Origin of the sequence: Gluconobacter sp. OJB (assembly GCF_039638275.1) — a bacterium.
GTDB lineage: Bacteria > Pseudomonadota > Alphaproteobacteria > Acetobacterales > Acetobacteraceae > Gluconobacter > Gluconobacter cerevisiae.
Window position 1 is genome coordinate 124,541 of sequence record NZ_JBDIWH010000001.1, and the last position, 19,468, is coordinate 144,008.

The 19,468-nt window shown below is 56.3% G+C and carries 20 protein-coding genes and 1 tRNA gene; 10 read left to right on the forward strand and 11 right to left on the reverse strand.

The genetic code is table 11. From position 1 onward, the window contains the following. The first annotated feature begins 74 nt into the window (after positions 1-74). The gene (locus ABDK74_RS00575; protein ID WP_408874488.1) at positions 75-1,070 is read left to right on the forward strand and encodes an alpha/beta hydrolase; all 996 of its coding nucleotides are present in this window, start codon (positions 75-77) and stop codon (positions 1,068-1,070) included. A 28-nt stretch (positions 1,071-1,098) separates the two neighbouring features. Here ABDK74_RS00575 and ABDK74_RS00580 read toward each other — a convergent pair whose 3' ends face one another. Together ABDK74_RS00580 and zwf are read right to left on the reverse strand one after the other, a co-directional pair. Next, a complete protein-coding gene (locus tag ABDK74_RS00580) occupies positions 1,099-1,569 on the reverse strand; it encodes a hypothetical protein (protein ID WP_346002301.1) in 471 nt (156 codons plus the stop codon). A gap of 6 nt (positions 1,570-1,575) precedes the next feature. Continuing rightward, positions 1,576-3,045, reverse strand: a complete 1,470-nt coding sequence (gene zwf / locus ABDK74_RS00585) for a glucose-6-phosphate dehydrogenase (protein WP_346002302.1) — start codon at positions 3,043-3,045, stop codon at positions 1,576-1,578. A 276-nt stretch (positions 3,046-3,321) separates the two neighbouring features. On the opposite strand from zwf, the gene ABDK74_RS00590 reads away from it, so the two are divergent. Both ABDK74_RS00590 and ABDK74_RS00595 read left to right on the forward strand, forming a co-directional pair. Next, positions 3,322-3,588 (forward strand): DUF2312 domain-containing protein, encoded by a 267-nt coding sequence (locus ABDK74_RS00590; protein WP_099286501.1) that lies wholly within the window; start codon positions 3,322-3,324, stop codon positions 3,586-3,588. 54 nt (positions 3,589-3,642) lie between these two features. Next, positions 3,643-4,257 (forward strand): hypothetical protein, encoded by a 615-nt coding sequence (locus ABDK74_RS00595; RefSeq protein WP_346002303.1) that lies wholly within the window; start codon positions 3,643-3,645, stop codon positions 4,255-4,257. Positions 4,258-4,275: 18 nt separating this feature from the next. On the opposite strand, the gene proB is transcribed toward ABDK74_RS00595, so the two are convergent. The 4 genes from proB to rplU form a co-directional block, all read right to left on the reverse strand. Next, complete coding sequence (gene proB, locus ABDK74_RS00600; protein ID WP_346002304.1) at positions 4,276-5,412, reverse strand: glutamate 5-kinase; 1,137 nt, start codon at positions 5,410-5,412, stop codon at positions 4,276-4,278. Then, the gene (gene obgE, locus ABDK74_RS00605; protein ID WP_346002305.1) at positions 5,409-6,419 is read right to left on the reverse strand and encodes a GTPase ObgE; all 1,011 of its coding nucleotides are present in this window, start codon (positions 6,417-6,419) and stop codon (positions 5,409-5,411) included. The genes proB and obgE overlap by 4 nt, the downstream gene beginning before the upstream one ends. A 101-nt stretch (positions 6,420-6,520) precedes the next feature. Then, on the reverse strand, positions 6,521-6,787 hold the full coding sequence (gene rpmA / locus ABDK74_RS00610) for a 50S ribosomal protein L27 (RefSeq protein ID WP_194254651.1): 267 nt from the start codon (positions 6,785-6,787) through the stop codon (positions 6,521-6,523). A gap of 33 nt (positions 6,788-6,820) precedes the next feature. Beyond that, a complete protein-coding gene (gene rplU, locus ABDK74_RS00615) occupies positions 6,821-7,135 on the reverse strand; it encodes a 50S ribosomal protein L21 (RefSeq protein ID WP_346002306.1) in 315 nt (104 codons plus the stop codon). Positions 7,136-7,425: 290 nt separating this feature from the next. Here rplU and ABDK74_RS00620 point away from each other — a divergent pair. Further along, positions 7,426-7,515, forward strand: a tRNA-Ser gene (locus ABDK74_RS00620). A gap of 883 nt (positions 7,516-8,398) precedes the next feature. On the opposite strand, the gene glsA is transcribed toward ABDK74_RS00620, so the two are convergent. From glsA to ABDK74_RS00635, 3 genes are all read right to left on the reverse strand, one after another. After that, positions 8,399-9,469, reverse strand: a complete 1,071-nt coding sequence (gene glsA, locus ABDK74_RS00625; RefSeq protein WP_346002307.1) for a glutaminase A — start codon at positions 9,467-9,469, stop codon at positions 8,399-8,401. Between the two features lie 321 nt (positions 9,470-9,790). Next, positions 9,791-12,025, reverse strand: coding sequence for an FUSC family protein (locus ABDK74_RS00630; RefSeq protein WP_346002308.1), 2,235 nt, complete (start codon positions 12,023-12,025; stop codon positions 9,791-9,793). 27 nt (positions 12,026-12,052) lie between these two features. Beyond that, positions 12,053-13,318: a UdgX family uracil-DNA binding protein gene (locus ABDK74_RS00635; protein WP_346002309.1), complete on the reverse strand. Its 1,266-nt coding sequence runs from the start codon at positions 13,316-13,318 to the stop codon at positions 12,053-12,055. A gap of 200 nt (positions 13,319-13,518) precedes the next feature. Here ABDK74_RS00635 and ABDK74_RS00640 point away from each other — a divergent pair, with 200 nt between their 5' ends. Genes ABDK74_RS00640 through ABDK74_RS00655 form a run of 4 tightly spaced genes read left to right on the forward strand, consistent with a single transcriptional unit; the run spans position 13,519 to position 15,745 of the window. Continuing rightward, on the forward strand, positions 13,519-13,986 hold the full coding sequence (locus ABDK74_RS00640) for a MucR family transcriptional regulator (RefSeq protein WP_194254647.1): 468 nt from the start codon (positions 13,519-13,521) through the stop codon (positions 13,984-13,986). 44 nt (positions 13,987-14,030) lie between these two features. Continuing rightward, positions 14,031-14,975: a signal peptide peptidase SppA gene (gene sppA, locus ABDK74_RS00645; protein WP_346002310.1), complete on the forward strand. Its 945-nt coding sequence runs from the start codon at positions 14,031-14,033 to the stop codon at positions 14,973-14,975. A 40-nt stretch (positions 14,976-15,015) separates the two neighbouring features. Next, complete coding sequence (locus ABDK74_RS00650) at positions 15,016-15,321, forward strand: integration host factor subunit beta (RefSeq protein ID WP_346002311.1); 306 nt, start codon at positions 15,016-15,018, stop codon at positions 15,319-15,321. A gap of 37 nt (positions 15,322-15,358) precedes the next feature. Beyond that, positions 15,359-15,745 (forward strand): hypothetical protein, encoded by a 387-nt coding sequence (locus ABDK74_RS00655; protein ID WP_346002312.1) that lies wholly within the window; start codon positions 15,359-15,361, stop codon positions 15,743-15,745. Positions 15,746-15,774: 29 nt separating this feature from the next. On the opposite strand, the gene ABDK74_RS00660 is transcribed toward ABDK74_RS00655, so the two are convergent. Together ABDK74_RS00660 and trxB are read right to left on the reverse strand one after the other, a co-directional pair. Beyond that, entirely contained in the window at positions 15,775-16,674 is a 900-nt protein-coding gene (locus tag ABDK74_RS00660; protein ID WP_194254775.1) for a LysR family transcriptional regulator, read from the reverse strand. 118 nt (positions 16,675-16,792) lie between these two features. Then, the gene (trxB, locus tag ABDK74_RS00665; RefSeq protein ID WP_194254644.1) at positions 16,793-17,767 is read right to left on the reverse strand and encodes a thioredoxin-disulfide reductase; all 975 of its coding nucleotides are present in this window, start codon (positions 17,765-17,767) and stop codon (positions 16,793-16,795) included. Positions 17,768-17,866: 99 nt separating this feature from the next. Here trxB and ABDK74_RS00670 point away from each other — a divergent pair, with 99 nt between their 5' ends. Both ABDK74_RS00670 and ABDK74_RS00675 read left to right on the forward strand, forming a co-directional pair. Beyond that, positions 17,867-18,349: an Lrp/AsnC family transcriptional regulator gene (locus tag ABDK74_RS00670; RefSeq protein WP_346002313.1), complete on the forward strand. Its 483-nt coding sequence runs from the start codon at positions 17,867-17,869 to the stop codon at positions 18,347-18,349. 12 nt (positions 18,350-18,361) lie between these two features. Continuing rightward, entirely contained in the window at positions 18,362-19,468 is a 1,107-nt protein-coding gene (locus ABDK74_RS00675; protein WP_346002314.1) for a glycosyltransferase family 2 protein, read from the forward strand.

Here is a 19,468-nt window from a genome sequence, read left to right on the forward strand (position 1 = left end):
CTGCGGGGTCAAGGGCAGACTTTTCAGGGACAGGTCGGCATAATGCAGACATGCTCCCGAGCCTGCCCAAACCACTGACCCCGGCCCTGACATTGCGGATCTTCCTGTTCTGGCTGAACCGCCAGAGCCGTAGGCGCGGTTTTACCCCGCGAAAAATCGTCCTTGACGAAATTCCGCCCATCCCTGCTCCACAGCCTTCTGCGGACGCCCTGCGGCAGATCCGCCGTGTGACGGGGCGTCCGAGTTTCCCGGTCAGTCTTTCATCGCTGCGGATCCGGCGGTGGCGTGAGATTCGTGTTCCCGGAGCCGAGGGACCGCGCAGTGCGCGTCTGTACCGGCCGCGGGGGGAAGTCAGGGGTATTGTGCTGTTTCTGCATGGCGGCGGATTCGTGCATTGCGATCTTGTCTCCCATCATGGGATCTGCTGCCGTCTTGCGGCCTCTTCAGGGGCGATGGTGTTGTCGCTGGATTATCGTCTTGCGCCTGAGAATCGTTTTCCAGCCGCTCTGGACGACGCCAAAGCCGCGCTGGACTGGATTTTCAGGACGGTGCCAGCCGATATGCCTGTGGCTGTGGCGGGCGACAGTGCGGGGGGAAATCTGTCCGGGGCGCTCACGCAATGGGTGAGGGCGCGGGGGGCACGCCCGCTCAGCGCGCAGCTTTTATATTATCCCGCCTTGAGTGGTCCGTTCGTTCCGCCCTCCCGTCAGGATTATGCGGACGGCTACATGCTGAGTGCGGAGCTTCTGTACTGGTATTGCGGACAGACGCTGGCGAGCCCGGAGCAGCTTTTCGATCCTGCGTTTTCGCCGCTGCTGGCAGATGATTTCAGTAACCTTCCGCCTGCCATGATCGTCACTGCGGGGTTTGATCCGCTCAGGGGCGAGGGCGAGCTTTATGCCCGCCGTCTTGATGAGGCCGCCGTGCCGGTTGTGCTGAAAAATTTTCCGCGCATGATTCATGGTTTCCTGAACGGCTATGCGCTGTTCCGGGACGGACGTCGGGCGTTGAGGGAAGGGGGGATGTTCCTGCGCGAGGCTTTTGCGCGGGAGAGGGGTGGAACGTCCTAACTCAGACGTTCCACCTTTTCAGGAAACGCTACAGGGGCAGATTGTGAAACGAGCCGGGGGTTCCGGCGTCGGTCTGCACAGTCCGTTCGGAACGGTTGATCTTCAGGCTGAACAGCTTGTCCGCCGACGGTGTTGCGCCGGGACAGCCATTTCCGTGGCGTCCGAGCACATCCATTGTCGGCGTATTGTCAGATGCATTGCCATTAACAACGAAGACGAGGCAGTTGCGCGGCAGATCTGTCAGGTTGTCCTTTACCACCGCGAGGCGCAAATGCTCCACGAGGGCGGTATTGTCGAACCAGCTCAGTTTGCTGAACGTGATCTTGTCATAAGACATGTCCAGCAGTCCGCTTCGGACTGCGATGAACATGAGCAGAAAAGCCGGGATGACAATCAGAAGCCGCCGCAGCAGAAGCTGTTTGAAGCTGCGGGGCTGACGACGTGTATTTTTTCCCGGCGCGCGGCCCAGACGGGGCGTTGCGCTTTTATCATCACTCAAATGTGCTCACTCCGAGGCTTCATGCCAGGTGTCGTTATGCTCGGCGAGCAGACGAGTAGCCTGATCGGGACCGTAGGACCCCGCGCTGTAGGTCTGCATGGGAACTTTGTTGTGCTTCCATGCATCGAGGATCGGTTCTGCCCAACGCCATGCAGCCTCGACCTCGTCGCGACGGATGAAGAGGACCGGATCACCCCGGACCGCGTCAAGCAGCAGCCGCTCGTAGGAGTCGGGGAAGGGCATGCCGCCTTCCATACGGATGGACGTGTCCAGATCCGCAGTGTGAAGGTTGAACACGTCCAGTGCGGGATTTTTGACGTTCAAACGCAGTTCCACGCCCTCATTGGGCTGGATACGCAGGACGAGCCTGTTGCTGGCGGGGGTGGCGCCGAACATTGTGGTGGCGGCCGGGCGGAACGTCACGACGATCTCGCTGACCTTGCGGGCTGAGCGCTTGGCTGTGCGGATATAGAACGGCACGTTCTTCCAGCGCGGCGTATCAACCCAGGCGCGGACGGCAGCATAGGTTTCCGTGGCGCTGGGCGTGCCCAGCTCTTCAAGATAGCCCGGAACATTTTCACCGCCGACCACGCCGGCAGTGTATTGCGCCCGTACGGTCTCGGTCGCCACACTGGCTTCGGTCATTGGACGCAGAGCGTTCAGAACGGCCAGCTTGGCGTTGCGGACGGCATCGGCCTCAAGAGAATCCGGCGCTTCCATGGCGACCAGACACAGCACCTGAAGCAGATGGTTCTGGATCATGTCGCGCAATGCGCCCGACGTATCGTAATAGGCGGCACGACCTTCCACGCCGACCGTCTCGGCGGCAGTGATCTGCACGCTCTCGATATGCTCTGCCGACCATGCCGCGTTCATCAACGGATTGGCAAAACGCAGGGCGAGAACGTTCTGGACCGTCTCTTTGCCGAGATAGTGATCGATCCGATAGATCTGCTTTTCCGGGAAGTATTGGCCCACGCCGTCATTAATGGCGGTTGCGGTTGCCATATCCGTTCCGATGGGCTTTTCAAGCACCACCCGCGAACTGGGCGTGATCAGCCCGTAGCGGTGCAGGTTTTCGCAGATGCTGCCGTAAAGCTGCGGCGCAGTTGCGAAATAAAAGACCCTCACACGATCAGGCTGCGCCTTGGCGAGAAGAGATGTGAGGCTGTCCCACTGTGTGCTCTCGCGGCTGCTGTCGAGTGTCACATAGTCCAGACGAGCCAGAAAACGGTCCACCAATCCGGGGCTCAGGACATCCGAAGGAAGAAAGCGCTCAAGCGCTTCACGGGCCCGCGCAACATAGGCTTCCCGGCTCAGCTCTGTCCGGGCGGCTCCGATGATGCAGGCATCATCCGGAATCTGCCCCAGACGGAGGCGGTTATAGAGCGCGGGCAGCAGCTTGCGCATCGTGAGATCGCCAGTGGCGCCGAAGATGACATAGTCGAAGGGCTCGACCTGCTGAAAATGTTCCATGGAAGACTCTCTGACCTCTCGAACCCGCAGACCGGGAAAAAAGGGTTAAGGTTCAGGCCGTTTCAGGCACCGTTTAGTTCCCTGTCGGGGGGCTTTCTGTCAAGGGACGAGCGGTGCACGACATCGGGAGAAGAGCTTCGTCATGCTCACGCGTTCATGAAACGTGCACATAATTCCGTTGACCGTCCTGCCCTCATCACGATAAGCCGCGCGGCGGATGCTGTGTTTGCGCAGCGTCGGCAAAACATAGCCCAGACGACATAAGGAAACCGGACCATGGATGCAGAAATCAAGAACGAAGGCGCTGCCACGGGCGGGATCGCTGCGGACCGTCTGCGCTCCATCATCGAGCGTGTTGAGCGTCTGGAAGAAGAACGCAAAGCTTTGGCTGGCGATATCAAGGATATTTTTTCTGAGGCCAAATCGGCCGGATTTGACGTAAAAGTCATCAAGCAGATCATCCGTCTGCGCAAGCAGGAGCCAGCAGAAATCGAGGAGCAGGAAACCCTGCTTGATATCTATCGTCGCGCCCTTGGAATGTAATTCCGGCCGCCGGAACATCGAACACGCCACTTTCAGACTGGACCGGGCCTCCTCATGATGTCTGATTTTTCCTGGCTGCCAGGCTGGGCCTTCGGGTGCCTGGTCGTGGTGGCCGCTTTTTTCGTGCTGGCACTGCTGTGCATGCCCTTCGCCGTGTTCGGTACCAAGCCCCGGTTACAGGATCTGGAGTTCCAGATTGCCGAGATGCGTGCTGAACTCCGGGCATTGAATCTGCGTCTGGCGGTCTCGACGCGTCCGGATACTCTGTCTGCGGAGCCGGTGGCGCAGACTGCCCCTGCATCTCAGGAGCGCATGGCGCGGATAGATGAAGACTATCTGATGCCAGCACGTACTCTGCGTCCTGACCTGCCCTCCTATGAAGATGGTCCGGAGCAGATTGGTTCGGGACGAGACGCGATGGGGAGGGACGACCCTGAGACCCTGCCGCGTCGGGGTTTTAAGGCTGCACCAGCTCCAGCGAGGGATGACCTGTCCGGTGCGTCAGAACGGGCTTGGTCACGCGCTCCGTGGGAGCAAGGCGCAACAGAGACTGCCCGCCAGCCCCTTGGTCGCGTCATAGACAAGAAGCAGTCTGCAAAATTGGTTGCTGAGAATGACGCTTACCAGCCCCGTTCCGAACCAAAGCTGCGCTGGCCCCCACGGGGCTGAGCAGCAGGGCAGGGCGTATCAGGGATGATCGAGGGCCAGATCATCCCGATGAATTAACGCATCCCGCCCGCGATATCCCAAAAGCTGCTCCATTTCGCCGGAGCGATGTCCGATCAGTTTCAGGCTTTCGTCCGAGTCATAACCAATCAGGCCACGTCCGACCACACTGCCTTCAACATCTCGGATGACGACAAGATCGCCACGTCCGAACGTGCCCTCAAGTCCGGTTACGCCTGCGGGAAGGAGAGATGCCCCTTCCTGAAGAGCGCGGCCTGCGCCGGCGTCAATTGTCAGTGAGCCTTTGGGGTGGAGGCTCCCGCCAATCCAGCGCTTGCGAGCTGATCCTGCATCGGTCTGGGCCAGGAACCAGGTGCAGAGGCCGCCATTTTGCAGCCTGCGCAAAGGATGGTGTTCCTGTCCGGCTGCAATGACCATGTTGGCACCGGCGCGCGTTGCAATTCTTGCGGCCAGAAGTTTTGTGCGCATTCCGCCGGACGAATAGCCGGGTGGCGGCGCGCCCCCCATGGCCATAATGTCGTCAGTCATCTGTTCCACGACGGGAATATGCAGTGCGGAAGGATGCTGTCGGGGATCCGCCGTATAGAGACCGTCAATATCTGACAGCAGCACCAGACAGTCCGCGCCCGTCATCTGGGCGACGCGGGCGCCCAGACGGTCATTGTCACCGAAGCGGATTTCGCTGGTGGCGATGGCATCGTTTTCATTGATGACCGGCACACAGCCCAGATCGAGTAGTGTCTGGAGCGTGGCGCGGGCATTCAGGTGGCGCTCACGGTTTTCTGTATCGTCCGGCGTCAGGAGAAGCTGTGCCGCGACCAGATCGTGGTCTGCGAGCGCTGCACTCCAGCCCTGCGCCAACCCGATCTGCCCCACACTGGCCATGGCCTGCTTCTCATCCAGACGCAGTCTGCGGGACGTGAGGCCAAGACGATGTCGCGCAAGGGAGATCGCGCCCGATGAGACGACAATGATCTCTGCACCGTGCGCGCGCAGTTCGGCGATGTCTGCGCACACGCTCTGCAACCATTGCTGTCGTAGGGTGGCGTTGGCTGAATCGACCAGAAGCGCGCTTCCGATCTTGATAACGATCCGGCGGGCTTGCGCCAGATGAGGAGCACAAGCCGCAGCGATCATCCCTGACGGTCCTTTTTGGCAACCGTCACGCGATCCTGAAGCATTCGGAGCAGTTCGGGCAGGCCTTCCTGCGTCGCGCCAGACAGCATCAGCACTTCGGCACCGGACGCTTTGGCCAGTGCCCGTTTTTTGGCGGAACGCTGCGTGGGCGTCAGAGAGTCGCATTTGTTCAGGACAATAATCTCGGGCTTGGCCGCAAGCTCTGGATCATAAGCCTGAAGTTCCTTGCGGATCAGGCGCCAGTGCTTGACGACCTGACTTTCCGTTCCGTCGATCAGGTGAAGGAGGGTAGCGCAGCGTTCTACGTGGCCGAGGAACCGGTCCCCGAGGCCAGCGCCTTCGCTGGCGCCTTCGATCAGGCCGGGAATGTCGGCGATCACAAATTCTTCGGTGTTATTCAGGCGAACCACACCGAGTTGGGGGTGCAGGGTCGTGAACGGATAATCAGCAATTTTTGGGCGCGCACGAGATGCGACGGAGAGAAGTGTCGACTTGCCCGCGTTCGGAAGGCCCACAAGGCCGATATCGGCAATCAGCTTGAGACGCAGCCACACCCAGCGCTCTTCGCCCGGCCAGCCTTTATCGGCACGGCGTGGCGCACGGTTGGTGCTGCTTTTGAAATGGGTGTTGCCCAGACCGCCGTCGCCACCGCGGCACAGCAGGACTTCCTTGTCTTCCACATCAAGATCGGCCAGCAGGGTTTCGCGATCTTCGTCAAAAATCTGTGTGCCGATCGGTACATTGATGGTGACGGTTGCAGAGGCTGCACCGGTCCGGTTGGAACCTGCGCCATTTCCGCCTTTACGGGCTTTGAAATGCTGTGTGTAGCGAAAATCGATCAGTGTGTTCAGGCCGGGTACAGCACGAAACACAATATCACCGCCACGACCGCCATCACCGCCGTCCGGACCGCCATACTCGATGTATTTCTCGCGCCTGAATGCGATCACGCCGTCCCCGCCGTCACCGGAACGCACATAGATCTTGGCCTGGTCGAGAAACTTCATCGTATTGTCCGAAAAGAATAAGGTGTGGAGCGCTTTATACGCAAAAAGGCCGGCCCCGAACAGGACCGGCCCTTTCTGCTCGCGCTGGAACAGCGGGCTGCTTATTCAGCAGCTTCCGGCAGTGCCACGGAAACGTGGACGCGGCCTTCTGCGCGGCGCTGGAACTGCACGTGGCCGTCCGTCAGAGCGAACAGCGTGTGGTCGCGACCGATACCGACATTGGCGCCAGCCTTCATCTTCGTGCCGCGCTGACGGACGATGATGTTGCCTGCGATGACGCTTTCGCCACCGAACTTCTTCACACCCAGACGACGACCTGCACTGTCGCGTCCGTTACGGCTCGAGCCGCCTGCCTTTTTTTGTGCCATGACTGTTTGTCCTTACCTAAAGTGTCTGGCCAATCAGGCCGCGTTGATCGCGTTGATACGCAGGACGGTCACCGGCTGACGGTGGCCATTCTTGCGGCGGCTGTTCTGACGGCGACGCTTCTTGAAGATGATCACCTTCGGCAGACGATCCTGAGCAACGACGGTTGCCGTCACGGTTGCGCCAGCAACCAGCGGTGCGCCAACGGTCAGGATGCCTTCGCCGCCAACCATCAGGACGTCGGTGAAGGTGATGGTGCTGCCGGCTTCAGCTTCGAGCTTCTCGACCTTGAGGATGCTCTCGGGAGCAACGCGATACTGCTTACCGCCGGTGCGGATGACTGCGTACATTCTGGAAACTCTCTCTGTTCCGATCTCGTGGCCGCTGCTGCCGGGTGTTCCCGGTCTGGCGCGACCCAGTCGCTTTTTGTCGTTGGCTCCACGATGGCCACAAGAAACGGCCATATGGAACAGTCGCGGTCGATACAGAAGTGAGGGCTTTCAGTCAATCAGAAACGACGAAAAAACAACGTTGCAATCAGATTTCTTGAAGGAAGTCGTTTCTAGCCTCTTGCAATATCGGATAAACCCCGTCATAAGCCCGTCCGTCGATCAGGTTCAGCGCAACAGCAGAGCCGTACGGAGAGGTGCCAGAGTGGTCGATCGGGGCGGTCTCGAAAACCGTTGTGCCTTCGCGGGTACCGTGGGTTCGAATCCCACCCTCTCCGCCATTTTATATATTACATAGTGTAAATTTAGGTTTTGAATTCCGCGCGCTTGCGACGAATTTAACGATTCTATGGCGCACTATAATAATCTTTGGTGGACACACTGCGGGGGCAGTTTACAGGATATTAAATTGGACTTGGGGATAGCGATGCTGATGGACATTCAGATCCCGTTACCTTGATTCGGAAGGCAGGACTTACAACCCTCTAGATGCAGGCAGTCCTTTTATTCTGATCAAACCGAATGGCTCGGGCCTCTGACGTATGAAATATCGTTTCCGCAACTAAAAAAAGCTTCTTCAGCAGGCCCGAATGGCCGCGAAGTTTAAAGAGGTGAAATTTGAGGTTGGTGAGGATCGTGGCGGGTGGTTGATAAAGCGCAACGGGTCTATCCCCCTCGTACCTAAATTGGCACAGAAATATGGTCGACAGTCGATAATCTATATCTTTCACTCCAATGATGGCAGCCAAGATTGCTCCCATAATTTCTGAAAGAAGCTTGCGGATTACAGAATGATCCGTCTATGCTAGTCATGGAAACTGCTTTTATTGACCTTTTTTCGAAGGGCTGAAGATTAATTTTGTCTGTCGACAAACATGGAGGATAAGGCCACAGGTAATCGATGACGTATTGTAACATATTAATAGTTTCTATACTCCGCGACAAAGGCATTCATAACTTGGCGGCACCAGCCCAATCGTTTTGTGCCCAAAGCCACAGCAAATCCGGTGCCCTATTGAGTAGGGTTTTTTCGATCAGAAATCACAAGATAAGATTGTCTATCCGGGTAGAAAGCATTATTTATGATGCCATAATGGAAAATAATAATTAACATCTGTTCAGCATACGGCATCACCGGTCACTCTAATATTTTTTAATACCTATCTATTTTTTTTTGAAAATACTTATCCCTAGATCATGTGCGATAGACTGGATAGCTAGTTGTCCACGCACACTGTTTCCTGCGGGATCGAGAGGTGATGAGTAGACTGCAATTGCCATTTTTCCAGGTACAACAGCCATAATACCGCCGCCGACACCACTTGTTGCAGGCAATCCAACATTGTAAAGCCATTCGCCCGAGGTGTTATAAAGGCCAGCAGTCGCCATGACTGCGAGAACTCTCATACTTGTTTCCTCGTCGACGACATTTTGATGTGTAAGAGGGTTATTTCCGCCATTAGCCAATGTGGCTCCCATAACAGCCAAATCTTTTGCTGTAATGTTATAAGAGCATTCACGTGTGTATAGATCGATGGTCTCGGTTGAATCGGCATAGAGATAGTTATAGCTTTTCAGAAGAATAGCTATGGCTAGATTGTGCTGATTATCTGCCATTTCAGAGTCGTAAACATCTTTGTTTAGACTCAATGGGTGTCCTGCAAAAGCAGAAGCTGTCTTAATGACAGTATTCCATTTTTCTTCAAATGATTTGCCTTCGACAAGGCTTGCAGTGGCAATTGCACCAGCGTTTACGAGAGGATTACCAGGTGGGGGACTGCCTGTCAGTTTGTCGTTATTAAGTTCAATAGCCAAAGCAGAATTAAAAGGAAGACCGGTGGCATTGACGCCAATTTTATTTTGCAGATTCTTTGCGCCTTGTATTTTTAATACGTGCGCCAAGGTAAAAACTTTTGAAATTGATTCAACTGGAAAAGAATAATCAGAATCTCCAGCCTTGAAAATTTTTCCGTCTATCGTGACAATGACAATTCCATAAAGTTTTTTATTAGCTTTCTCTAAATACGGAATATACGACGCATTAGACCCATCTGTTGTTGATTTGTAATTATTGTAGGCACGGTTAACGGCCTCTTGAGTGGTCAGGGTATGGTTCGGTTGGGGGGCGTCGCGCGCGAGTACCTTTTGGGTTGGACTGAAAAAGGCGTATGAGCTGATTGATGCTACAATCAAATATTTTAAAAAAGTTTTTTGTTTTGTCATTGGGATGGGCATTTCTGTATCTTTGAATGAAAGCAGAATAGAAAAACCACTCTGCAATTTTATGAATGGTTGTGTTGCAGTTTAGTTCCGCATTTCTGAATGTTTGGTTGTTTGATTTGGGAGCATATGTCTGGGAGGCTTAGGTGTGCCCTCAGTATGGTTTTTCCGGCCATCGATTCCGATGGTGCGGTTAATGTACAGGATATAAAGCATACTGCTGGAGCTTTAGCAGTTATTCCCATTGAGTAGGACTCAATGCGATCGTTTAAAGAGGTGAAGATAAGCCCTGAAAATAGTTCGCAAATAAATTTGCAAATAAATTTAGTGTTCAGATCATGTTTTAAGAACGCGGTTATTTCTTTCGCCACGGAATGGTCTGCTGGCATCAAGAAAATCTTCATTCGTCCGCATGGTATGGGCGATCACGACCAGGTAGGTGATGGCGCGTGTGAGCTCAAGACGGGTCACCAGATCCGTTTCCCGGGCATCGAGAACGCGTAGCCGTCGTACTGCGGCTTCTGCGATGCGGGCGGCTTTGTCGTGCCGACGGGTTGATTCTTCAACATAATGCAGAACCAGCAGAATTGGTCGTCTTGCGCTCTCTGGGAGATATTCGCGGTCCAGCAGTGCGCGCAGTCGTATGACATTCAATCCGAGGGTGAGTGTTGCCAGCGTTCCGAGGATGCAGGCTTCGATCAGAGGGGCAGGTGTTGGACCTGCATGACGGATCAGGCGAGCAAAGCGATCCGTATTGCGTCCGATCCATACGCTGATGCGCGGGGTAAAGCCCGGATGGGCCAGATGTTGCAACTCGCCCAGCATGACACGGCGGAGGCGGAGGCGTTCGGCATCGCTGCTGAAGGGCAGGACGCTTCGGAAAACGATCACGCTAACGGCGACAGCAAGAACGGTCGCCATGTTGCCATTATAAAAAGCGAGCTCGTTCATGACGTGATGGTTTTCCAGACCGAGCATAGCGGGAAGCAGAAGCCCGTAGGCGGCCGAACCACCAGCTGTCGCCGGATTTCCTTTGGCCAGTCCGCCCAGAAACATTGCGGGGCCCAAAAAGAGCGTCAGGGTTTCGAAGGTCGTGACCTTCGGCATCAGAACGAAGACCAGAAACCACGCGACGATATAGGCTGCCACGGCACCTTTGAGGAATTCCGTGGTGCCAAGAACAGGATTTTCCTTTGTGGCGAAAAGCCCGCAAACCAGCGTCGTAATGGCGATGAAACCAAGGCCGTTTGGCCAGGCTGTCACTTCGTAAATATAGGCTGTGATCAGAACTGCACAGGCTCCCCGCAGGCCGTTATGCACGGCTTCACGTGTGTCTCGATGGGTTTCGAGCTGGAAATGGAAGTGATCGCCTTTGATGCGGTGCGTGCTGGCCTCGTATTCCTTGATGGCCTGTTCCAGATCGCCCAGAAGCTCTCCGAGTGAGACGAAAAGCACGCGCTCGTCCAGCCTGTCATCCAACATCTCCGGGCTGGTATCGATCGCGTCAAAAGGCTCATGTCCGGGGATGGGTTCAAGATCGGGGCGAATGTCTGTTTCGCGATGTGGCGCAGCGTATAGGCGGCAGACATCCCGGAAATGCTGTAAATCCGCGAGGAGGGCAGGGACGGAATTCTGGTCGGGCAGGCGTTGTGGAAACTGCTTCAGAAATGCCAAGATCTCGTCTGCGGTTTTGGTAAATGCGGGGTGGTTATGGTTGAGCACCTGAAGGCGCATGGCCATTCCGAACCCGCGCGAGAGAAGGGCTGAGACAGCCGCAAGGGCAGCGCGCGCATGGTCGCCTTCATGGCCGTGCGGTCCCATTTCGACTTCGGCAAATTCGATCTGGTCATTGATGGTGAGGATTGTGCCGAACTGGCGGCGGGCTGCGTTCAGCGCTCCGCGTTCTTCGCCCAGAAGGCTGCATAGGGTCGTCGTGACGAGAACCAGCGCTGATTCAAGTTTCTGCCTGAGCTGCGCACGGGCGTGCCGTTCCTGACTGGTGGCAAAAATCAGCCCCATGAAGGCTTCACAGAGCACGCCAAGCACGATGTATGTGCCGCGCGACATCGCGACCATGAAGATATTGTCGGGATTGGACGCTGCGCCCATGCAGATGATGGAGCAGGTATATCCTGCAAGAACAAGGGCATAGGAGCGAAAGTTGCTAACGAATGTTGCAAAGCCGCTGCACAGGCCAATCCATAATGCGATCATGGGAAAAAACAGCCATGGCGCCTGTGGAGCAAGCGCCATGATGCTGATGGCGGCAACGCCGCCACTGATGGTGCCGACGATGCGCCATTTGGCCTTGGACTGGCTTTCGCCCCGGCTGGTCTGTGCGACGGCCCACACAGTCATTGCAGCCCAGGCTGGGTCGTCCAGTTCCATCCAGAACGCAATTCCAATTGCCAGACAGGCGGCAATGGTATTGCGCAGGGCAAACGTGACGGATGAAGCGCTGGGAGCGTACAGCCACGAGAGGAAAGGGCGCGCCCGCGGCCGCAGCGGTGCAGGCCGTGTGGTCGTATTATCCGGAGTCGGTTGTCCCGAGGAGATGGTGCTGCCACTCATTGCGTGGGTTTCTTAGCCCTAACGGCACTATCCGGCGAGAGTGGAAATTGCCATTCGGAGATCGTTTACGAATTTTGTATATTCGCGTGCCTTGGACTCCTCATCGGGAAGGCGCAGCAGATAAGATGGATGTACGGTTACCAGACCGATACTTCCATCCTCCAAAGGAATATGCTTCGAGCGCTCGCGCGACATTGTGACCGAACGCCCAAGGACAGCGCTGGCTGCTGTAACGCCCAGCATCACCGTCACTCTGGGAGCCAAAACCCGACGTTCCGTCATAAGCCAAGGGGCGCAGGCGCTGATGTCGGATGCATCTGGTTTTTGATGAATGCGGCGGTTGCCCCTGGGAATGAATTTGAAATGTTTGACGGCATTGGTGACCCACGTCTCGGCCCGGTTTCCGCCAGCCTCTCGCAGGGCACGGTCGAACAATTGTCCTGCTGGTCCAACAAAGGGGCGTCCCTGAAGATCTTCCTGATCTCCGGGTTGTTCACCAATAAAGAGGAGTCTGGCTTTGGGATCGCCTTCGCCGGAGACAGTCCGTGTCGCTAGTCTGCACAATTCACACATCTGGCAGTCGATCGCCTTGGCGCGGAGGCTGGCGAGTGAAGGAGAAGCCGCAATATTTTCCGGATCAGGATGCAGTCGCACCTGTGCAATTCCGTCCCAGAAGGCATTTTTGTTGCCGGAGCTGGCGAGGCTGCGTGCAGTCTCAATAAGCTCTGATGGAGGCAGGTCATCGTCTGTGAAGCCCGGTCCGAAGCGATATTCCCCGGCGTCCCAGAACAGTGTTCGGTCGGGTGCTATCACGACCCAGGGTTCCGGACGTAAATTTGATAGTGCGTCTGCCTGACTGTCGATCAGGGCTGCCGCATGGGAGGTGCGGAGGATCTGCCATTCCGGATTGCGCGCGTCGGGCATCTGACAACGCAGGTCGAGCGCTCTTTTACGGCTTTCCGTAGCGAGTCTGCGCAGACTTTCAATAAGTTGATCGGGCACTGACATGCCGTCACGTAAAGTCTGAAGCGTGAGATACAGCAGGTGAAGTCTATCGCGGTCTTCGGATACGAATACAGCCGGGAAGAGTGAAGCAAGGGCGCGGGGCAGATTGGTTGTGGACGGGGCGTTGGGAAGAAGCCTTGTGGCAGAAGGGGCATACAGGAGTGGTGGAGGGCTCACGATCCATTGTATTGAACTGGCGGGAACTCTGTCGTGAAGCAGTTTGCGCGCCCATGCACGCCAACCGGAAAAATCACTTGCTGTTGAGAGCGTGACAGTTTCTCTGATCATGTCGTCATCCCAGTTGTGAACTGCAGCGCAGAATACTTTTGTAAGCGCATAGGCTTATTTTTGTTTGCGGGTTATTTTGATATGATGATAATCATGGGTTGGAAAAGGAATACGTCAAATATTTCCATGCTGCATTTACCTGACCCTGTACAGGCGTTAAGGAACTGAAAATTCATTCGAACAGATAGGGTGAAAATATTATGTCTGATAGCACTTCCAATACAGGTCTTCTGGAACTTACCGCCAGGATCGTTGCTGCCCAAGCGTCCCGTGGAGCCCTCGAAGCGGAAACACTGCCGACTCTGATCCGGCAGGTATATGATGCTCTCTCAAAGGCTGGAGTTCCCGAGGAAGCGCCACAGGCCGAGCGCCCACAACCGGCAGTACCTATCAAGCGCTCTGTTTTTCCTGATTACATCATCTGCCTTGAGGACGGTAAAAAACTGAAGATGCTCAAGCGCCATCTTCAGAGCGCCTATGACATGACACCGGAACAGTATCGTGAACGCTGGGGTCTGCCGGCAGATTACCCTCTTGTAGCTCCGAATTACGCCCAGCGTCGCTCGGCTTTGGCACGCGAGATTGGTCTGGGGCGGAAGATCAGTGCGGCAAACGGCGAGGGAAAGAAAGAATCTGCTCGTGGGCGTCGCGTCAAGAAAGAAGACTGATTGTTCTCTGACCGTGTCTGAAAAACGGAAGCAGGATTCGCTTCATGAGTGCTGAGCTAAACCTTTTTCTGGCAAGTCAGACAAAGCATCGGCAGCTGGTGTTATGGCGGGTCGGGGCGCTGGTGGCTTTTTGCAGCGCCCTTGTCATTTCGATGATGGGCCATAGCGGGTCTGTTGGTTCAAATTTCACCAACAGACCACATATTGTTCGTCTCACCATCACTGGTGTTGTCCAGAATAATGTCTCGCAGATCGTGCGCGCGCTGAAGCAGGCTCAGAGTGCGCCGGATGTGACTGGGCTACTTCTGGTTGTCGATAGCCCGGGCGGAGGCGTTACTGGTGGGGAAAGGCTTCATGACGCAGTTAAACGTTTTGCAGCCGTCAAACCAGTTTCCGTCTCAATGGGCGATATGGGAGCTTCGGCGGCCTATATGCTTTCCGTGCCGGCTCAGCATATCGTTGCTTTGCCTTCAACTCTGACGGGATCGATAGGCGTCATTTTTCAGCGTCCTGACGTCTCGGTTGGTCTTGGGCGTCTGGGAATTGGGGTCGATGCCATCACATCGGGCGCCATGAAAGATCAGACGGATCCAACCAGTGCGCTGACACCCGAAGGGCGGCAGATGCTTCAGGGCATCGTCAACGATTTGTTTGCTCAATTCGTTTCGATGGTTGCGGATGGCCGCCATCTGACAGAGGAAAAAGTCCGTAGCCTGGCGGACGGGCGTGCTTATACAGGGCGGCAGGCTATTGCTCTGGGTCTCGTCGATGAACTTGGAGACGAAGACGCGGCAAGGTTATGGCTCAGAAAGCGGCTGAATATCGGGACATCGTCCTATCCTGTTCTTCCGCTGGTACCCGAACGTTCGAGGCGGTGGTATGAGTGGCCCGGCAAAAAGGCGCTTCTGACAGGGCTGCTTGGAGGAAGTTTCTCCAGCGCTCTCGACCGCGAAGCCCTTGACGGAGCCGTTGCGATTTTGCAACTCTGATGGCCTGTTTCAGAAGGCGGAGTCAGGTGGAACAACTGTCATGACTCGATCCGAGCTTATTGCCCAACTGGCGGAAGCATATCCGCACCTTCTTACCCGCGATATAGAGCGCATCGTTCATGCGGTCTTTGACGAGATCGGCTCTGCGCTTGCGCGTGGGGATCGGGTGGAACTGCGCGGTTTTGGAGCATTTCTTCCCCGTGAACGTGCGGCCCGGACGGGACGTAATCCCCGCACGGGCGACGTTGTGCCTGTTGAGGAAAAGAGCGTCCCGTTCTTCAAGGTGGGCAAAGAACTCCGGGAGCGTGTCAATCAGCGCTTGTCCTCAATGAAATCCGGTAACTGACATTATTGTGTCCGAAGCGCATCAGAGGCGCTGCAAGGTGATAACCGGGACCGGTCAAGACTGGTTCGACAAGCTGCTTTTGCGGTATCATGAGGCCATGAAGCCTTTTCCGCATTTTCTGGTGACTTTTGTCTGGGTTATGGGCTTGTCCCTTGGGGCTTCGCTTGTGGCACCCGCGACGGCATGGGCTCACGGATCGCCACAGCCTGTGGAAAGCTCTCTGGCTCATCATGGCAAAAAGACCCGATCATCGCAGGTAACAGTCTGTTACCGGATGGCGTCTGGTGTCATCGTCCTTGCGCAGATGCCCAATAATACGCATCGCCTTGGGCGGGGTGGAGGATTTGCGCCGATTGGGGAAGCAGTCTTCCGCTCCAGCAATCGGCCTCATGCCTGTACCCCAACTCATGGTCGCAGGGGATAGGAGGCATAAAGCCCCCTGATTTTTTATCCTTAGTCCTGGCCTTTGAGGTTGCTGATTTCGGAAAGCAGAAAATCCCTGAAGACCGCAATCCGCTTTGATGTCCGCAATTCTTCAGGGTAGACAAAATAGGCTTCTACCAGAGGTACCTGCTGGTCCGGCAGAATACGGACCAGATCTGGATAACCTGCAGCCGCGTAAAGGGGCAGGGACCCGATGCCTGTCCCGGCTGCAATAGCATTCGCGACGGCCGAGATGTTGTTGATCGCCAGACGACGGCTGCCCTGCCGTGCAACACCTTCCTGACGCAGAAGATCAAGCAACCAGTTCACATTGGGCAGTGGCAGATGCCAGCCTGCAAAGCTGATGATCTGATGATGAGCTAGATCTTCGATAGATTGTGGCGTCCCGTGGCGCTCAAGATATGCGGCGCTTGCATAAATTGGCATAGGGAAATTGGCGAGATGACGCTGCACCAGATCGGGCTGTGTGGGCGGGTGCAGTCGGATAGCGACATCTGCCTCACGCATACCCAGATCCAGATCGGCATCTTCGAGCAGAAGCGTGACTTCGATGTCGGGATGAAGTTCAAGAAACCGGTTCAGGCGCGGAGAAAGCCATGACAGGCCGAAACCTGTGGTCGTGGTGATCTTGATTTTCCCCGCGGCCCGCTCCTTGCTTTCGCTGAGGAAAGCCTGAGTCAGGGCCAGTTTGGAGAAGACTTCGCGGACCGTACGGTTCAGGACATCACCCTGTTCCGTCAGGATCAGCCCGCGCGCATGCCGATGGAAAAGCGGCACGCGCAGGACGTCTTCAAGCGCGGAAATCTGCCGGGATACTGCCGACTGGCTCAGTCCCAGCCGGTCACCGGCATGAGTAAAGGAGCCGGCTTCAGCTACAGCGTGAAAAATCCGCAGCTTGTCCCAGTCCATCTGGTTTTCTCCCCGTTCGCCAAGGCGACGGTCCTCGTCCTTTTTACCCATATGTCCCGGCGTTATCCGTCAAGATATGTCGTTGAATGGACGAAACTGTCTGAAGCACGCGCGAGGGTCAAGTTTTTGTCATGGCAGGTATGCCAGAAAGATATCGTTCGGCTTCCAGAGCGGCCATGCAGCCTGTTCCGGCCGCGGTGACGGCCTGCCGGAAAATACGATCCTGAATGTCACCTGCCGCAAACACGCCTTTGACGGATGTTTCAGTTCCGCCACTTTCGGTCAGGATATATCCATCGCTGTCACAGGCGACTTCATGCAGGAAAGGACCCGTGTTCGGCGTATGGCCGATGGCGACGAAAACGCCGTCGACGTTCAGTCTGGAGAGTGCGCCTGTCTGGGTGTCTTTCAGTGCGATCCCGCAGACCACTTCCGGTTCGCCTGAACCCAGAACCTCTTCGACGGCCTGATTCCAGTGCACTTCGATCTTCGGGTTGGAGAACAGACGCTCCTGAAGGATGCGCTCGGCCCGCAGACTGTCCCGGCGATGGATCAGATGCACTTTGTCGGCATGATGCGTCAGATACAGGGCTTCTTCGACCGCCGTATTGCCGCCACCGATCACAGCCACCGTCTTACCGCGATAGAAGAACCCATCACAGGTCGCACAAGCAGAGACACCGCCGCGCTGGAGACGTTTTTCCGATTCGAGGCCAAGCCATCTGGCCTGCGCGCCCGTAGCGATCACGACAGTCCGGGCCCGGAACTCGTCCCCCGAATCTCCGATCAGCCGGAAATACCCATCCGGTCCAGGGCCTTTCTTCAGATCGGCCTGAACGATCAGGTCATAAATCAGGCGCGTTCCGACATGCTCGGCCTGCGCGCGCATCTGCTCCATCAGCCAGGGACCCTGCACAGGAGTCGCAAAGCCGGGGTAGTTTTCCACATCCGTTGTGATGGTCAGCTGACCACCGGGCTGCATTCCGGTCACGAGAATCGGCTTAAGACTTGCGCGGGCCGCGTAGATTGCCGCCGTGTAGCCAGCAGGGCCAGCGCCCACGACCAGCAGATCCGTATGATGGATTTCGGGCATGATTGGTCCTCAAATGATATCAGGCCCCTTCATATAGGGACTTCGGACGCATGTGCCATCTTTGCGGATCATGTCGGCTGACATATACGTCAGATTGAAATGAACGCTTCTCCGCACTCCGCACCGATTGAACTGGACGCCATCGACCGGCAGATCATTGCCGAACTCCAGGCCGATGGTCGCATGACCAACGTGGAACTTGCCCGTCGTACGGGCATTTCCGCGCCTCCCTGTCTAAGGCGGGTCCGGCGGCTTGAGGAGCTGGGAATCATCAAGGGGTATCATGCCGAAGTGGATGCTGCCCTGCTGGGCTGGTCCCTGAACTTCTATGCCCTGATTGGCCTTGAAAGCCAGAAGGGAAGCATTCTCGAGGCCTTCGAAGCGCAGGTCGGCGCATGGCCTGAGACGCGTGAATGCCACATGATCCGCGGTGGCGGAGATTTTCTCGTGCGCCTGGTCGCCCGTGACGCCGCCCATCAGAACGCCCTGACACGCCTGCTGACTGACAGCCCGCACGTCGTCCGCGTCCAGACCCTCCAGACCATCCATACTAGCCGCGATCTTGCCGGCGTGCCGATCTGACCGGCTGCCGCCATGATCGCTTCCCGGCTGCTGCCGCTTCCGGCCGAACTGAGCGTCGTTGTTCCCTGCTATAACGAGGTTTCCAATGTGGCGCCGATGGTTGCGGCACTGGAGGGAGCGCTTGAAGGGAATGCATGGGAAGTCATTTTTGTTGATGACAACTCACCTGATGGCACGGCCAATGAGGTTTCCCGTCTTGCGTGTCTGGACCCGAGGGTCCGCCTGCTGCGCCGGGTTGGTCGCCGTGGTCTGTCTTCTGCCGTAATCGAAGGCATTCTGTCTTCCAGTGCGCCTTTGGTTGCAGTTATGGACGGCGATTTGCAACATGATGAATCCGTTCTGCGGACCATGTTGGCCGAATTGCAAAGCGGTGCCGAACTGGTCGTAGCCAGCCGCCATGTCGATGGTGGCGATAGTGGCGGACTGGCCGGGCGTTGGAGACATCTGCTTTCGGATGCGGGTATCAAGGCCGCGCAGGCCGTTATGCCGCATCCGCTGAGCGATCCGATGAGCGGCTTCTTCGCCATGCGCCGGGATCTTTTTGAATCCCTGCTGCCGCGCCTATCCGGGACGGGATTCAAGATCCTGCTCGATCTGGTGATGTCGGCTCCTAAAACTGTCCGGATTGTCGAGGTGCCGTTCGTCTTCCGCCCCCGCCTTGCGGGCGAAAGCAAACTTGATGTCGTGGTGCTGCTTCAGTTTGCGACGATGCTGCTCGACAAGCTGACATATGGTTGGCTGCCAACACGCTTCATGGCCTTCGCGTTGGTCGGGCTTATCGGCGTCGTCGTAAATGTGAGCGTTCTGAATCTGGGAAGAGCATGCGGCCTGAACTTTTCCTGGGCACAACTCGCCGGAACCGCTGTCGCGATCCTGACAAATTTTCTGCTGAACAACCGCTTCACCTATCATGATCGCCGCCTCAAAGGGCAAAAGCTCTGGAGGGGGCTGGCCATCTTCATTGCAGTCTGTTCTCTGGGCGCCATCGCCAATATTGGCATTGCCCGGATGATGCTGGACAGTGCAGGTCATGGTCATTGGGACCGCTCGTCTGCGGCGGGAGCCGTGGTTGGTGTGGTCTGGAACTATGCGGTGTCCTCCACGCTGGTCTGGCGCTGA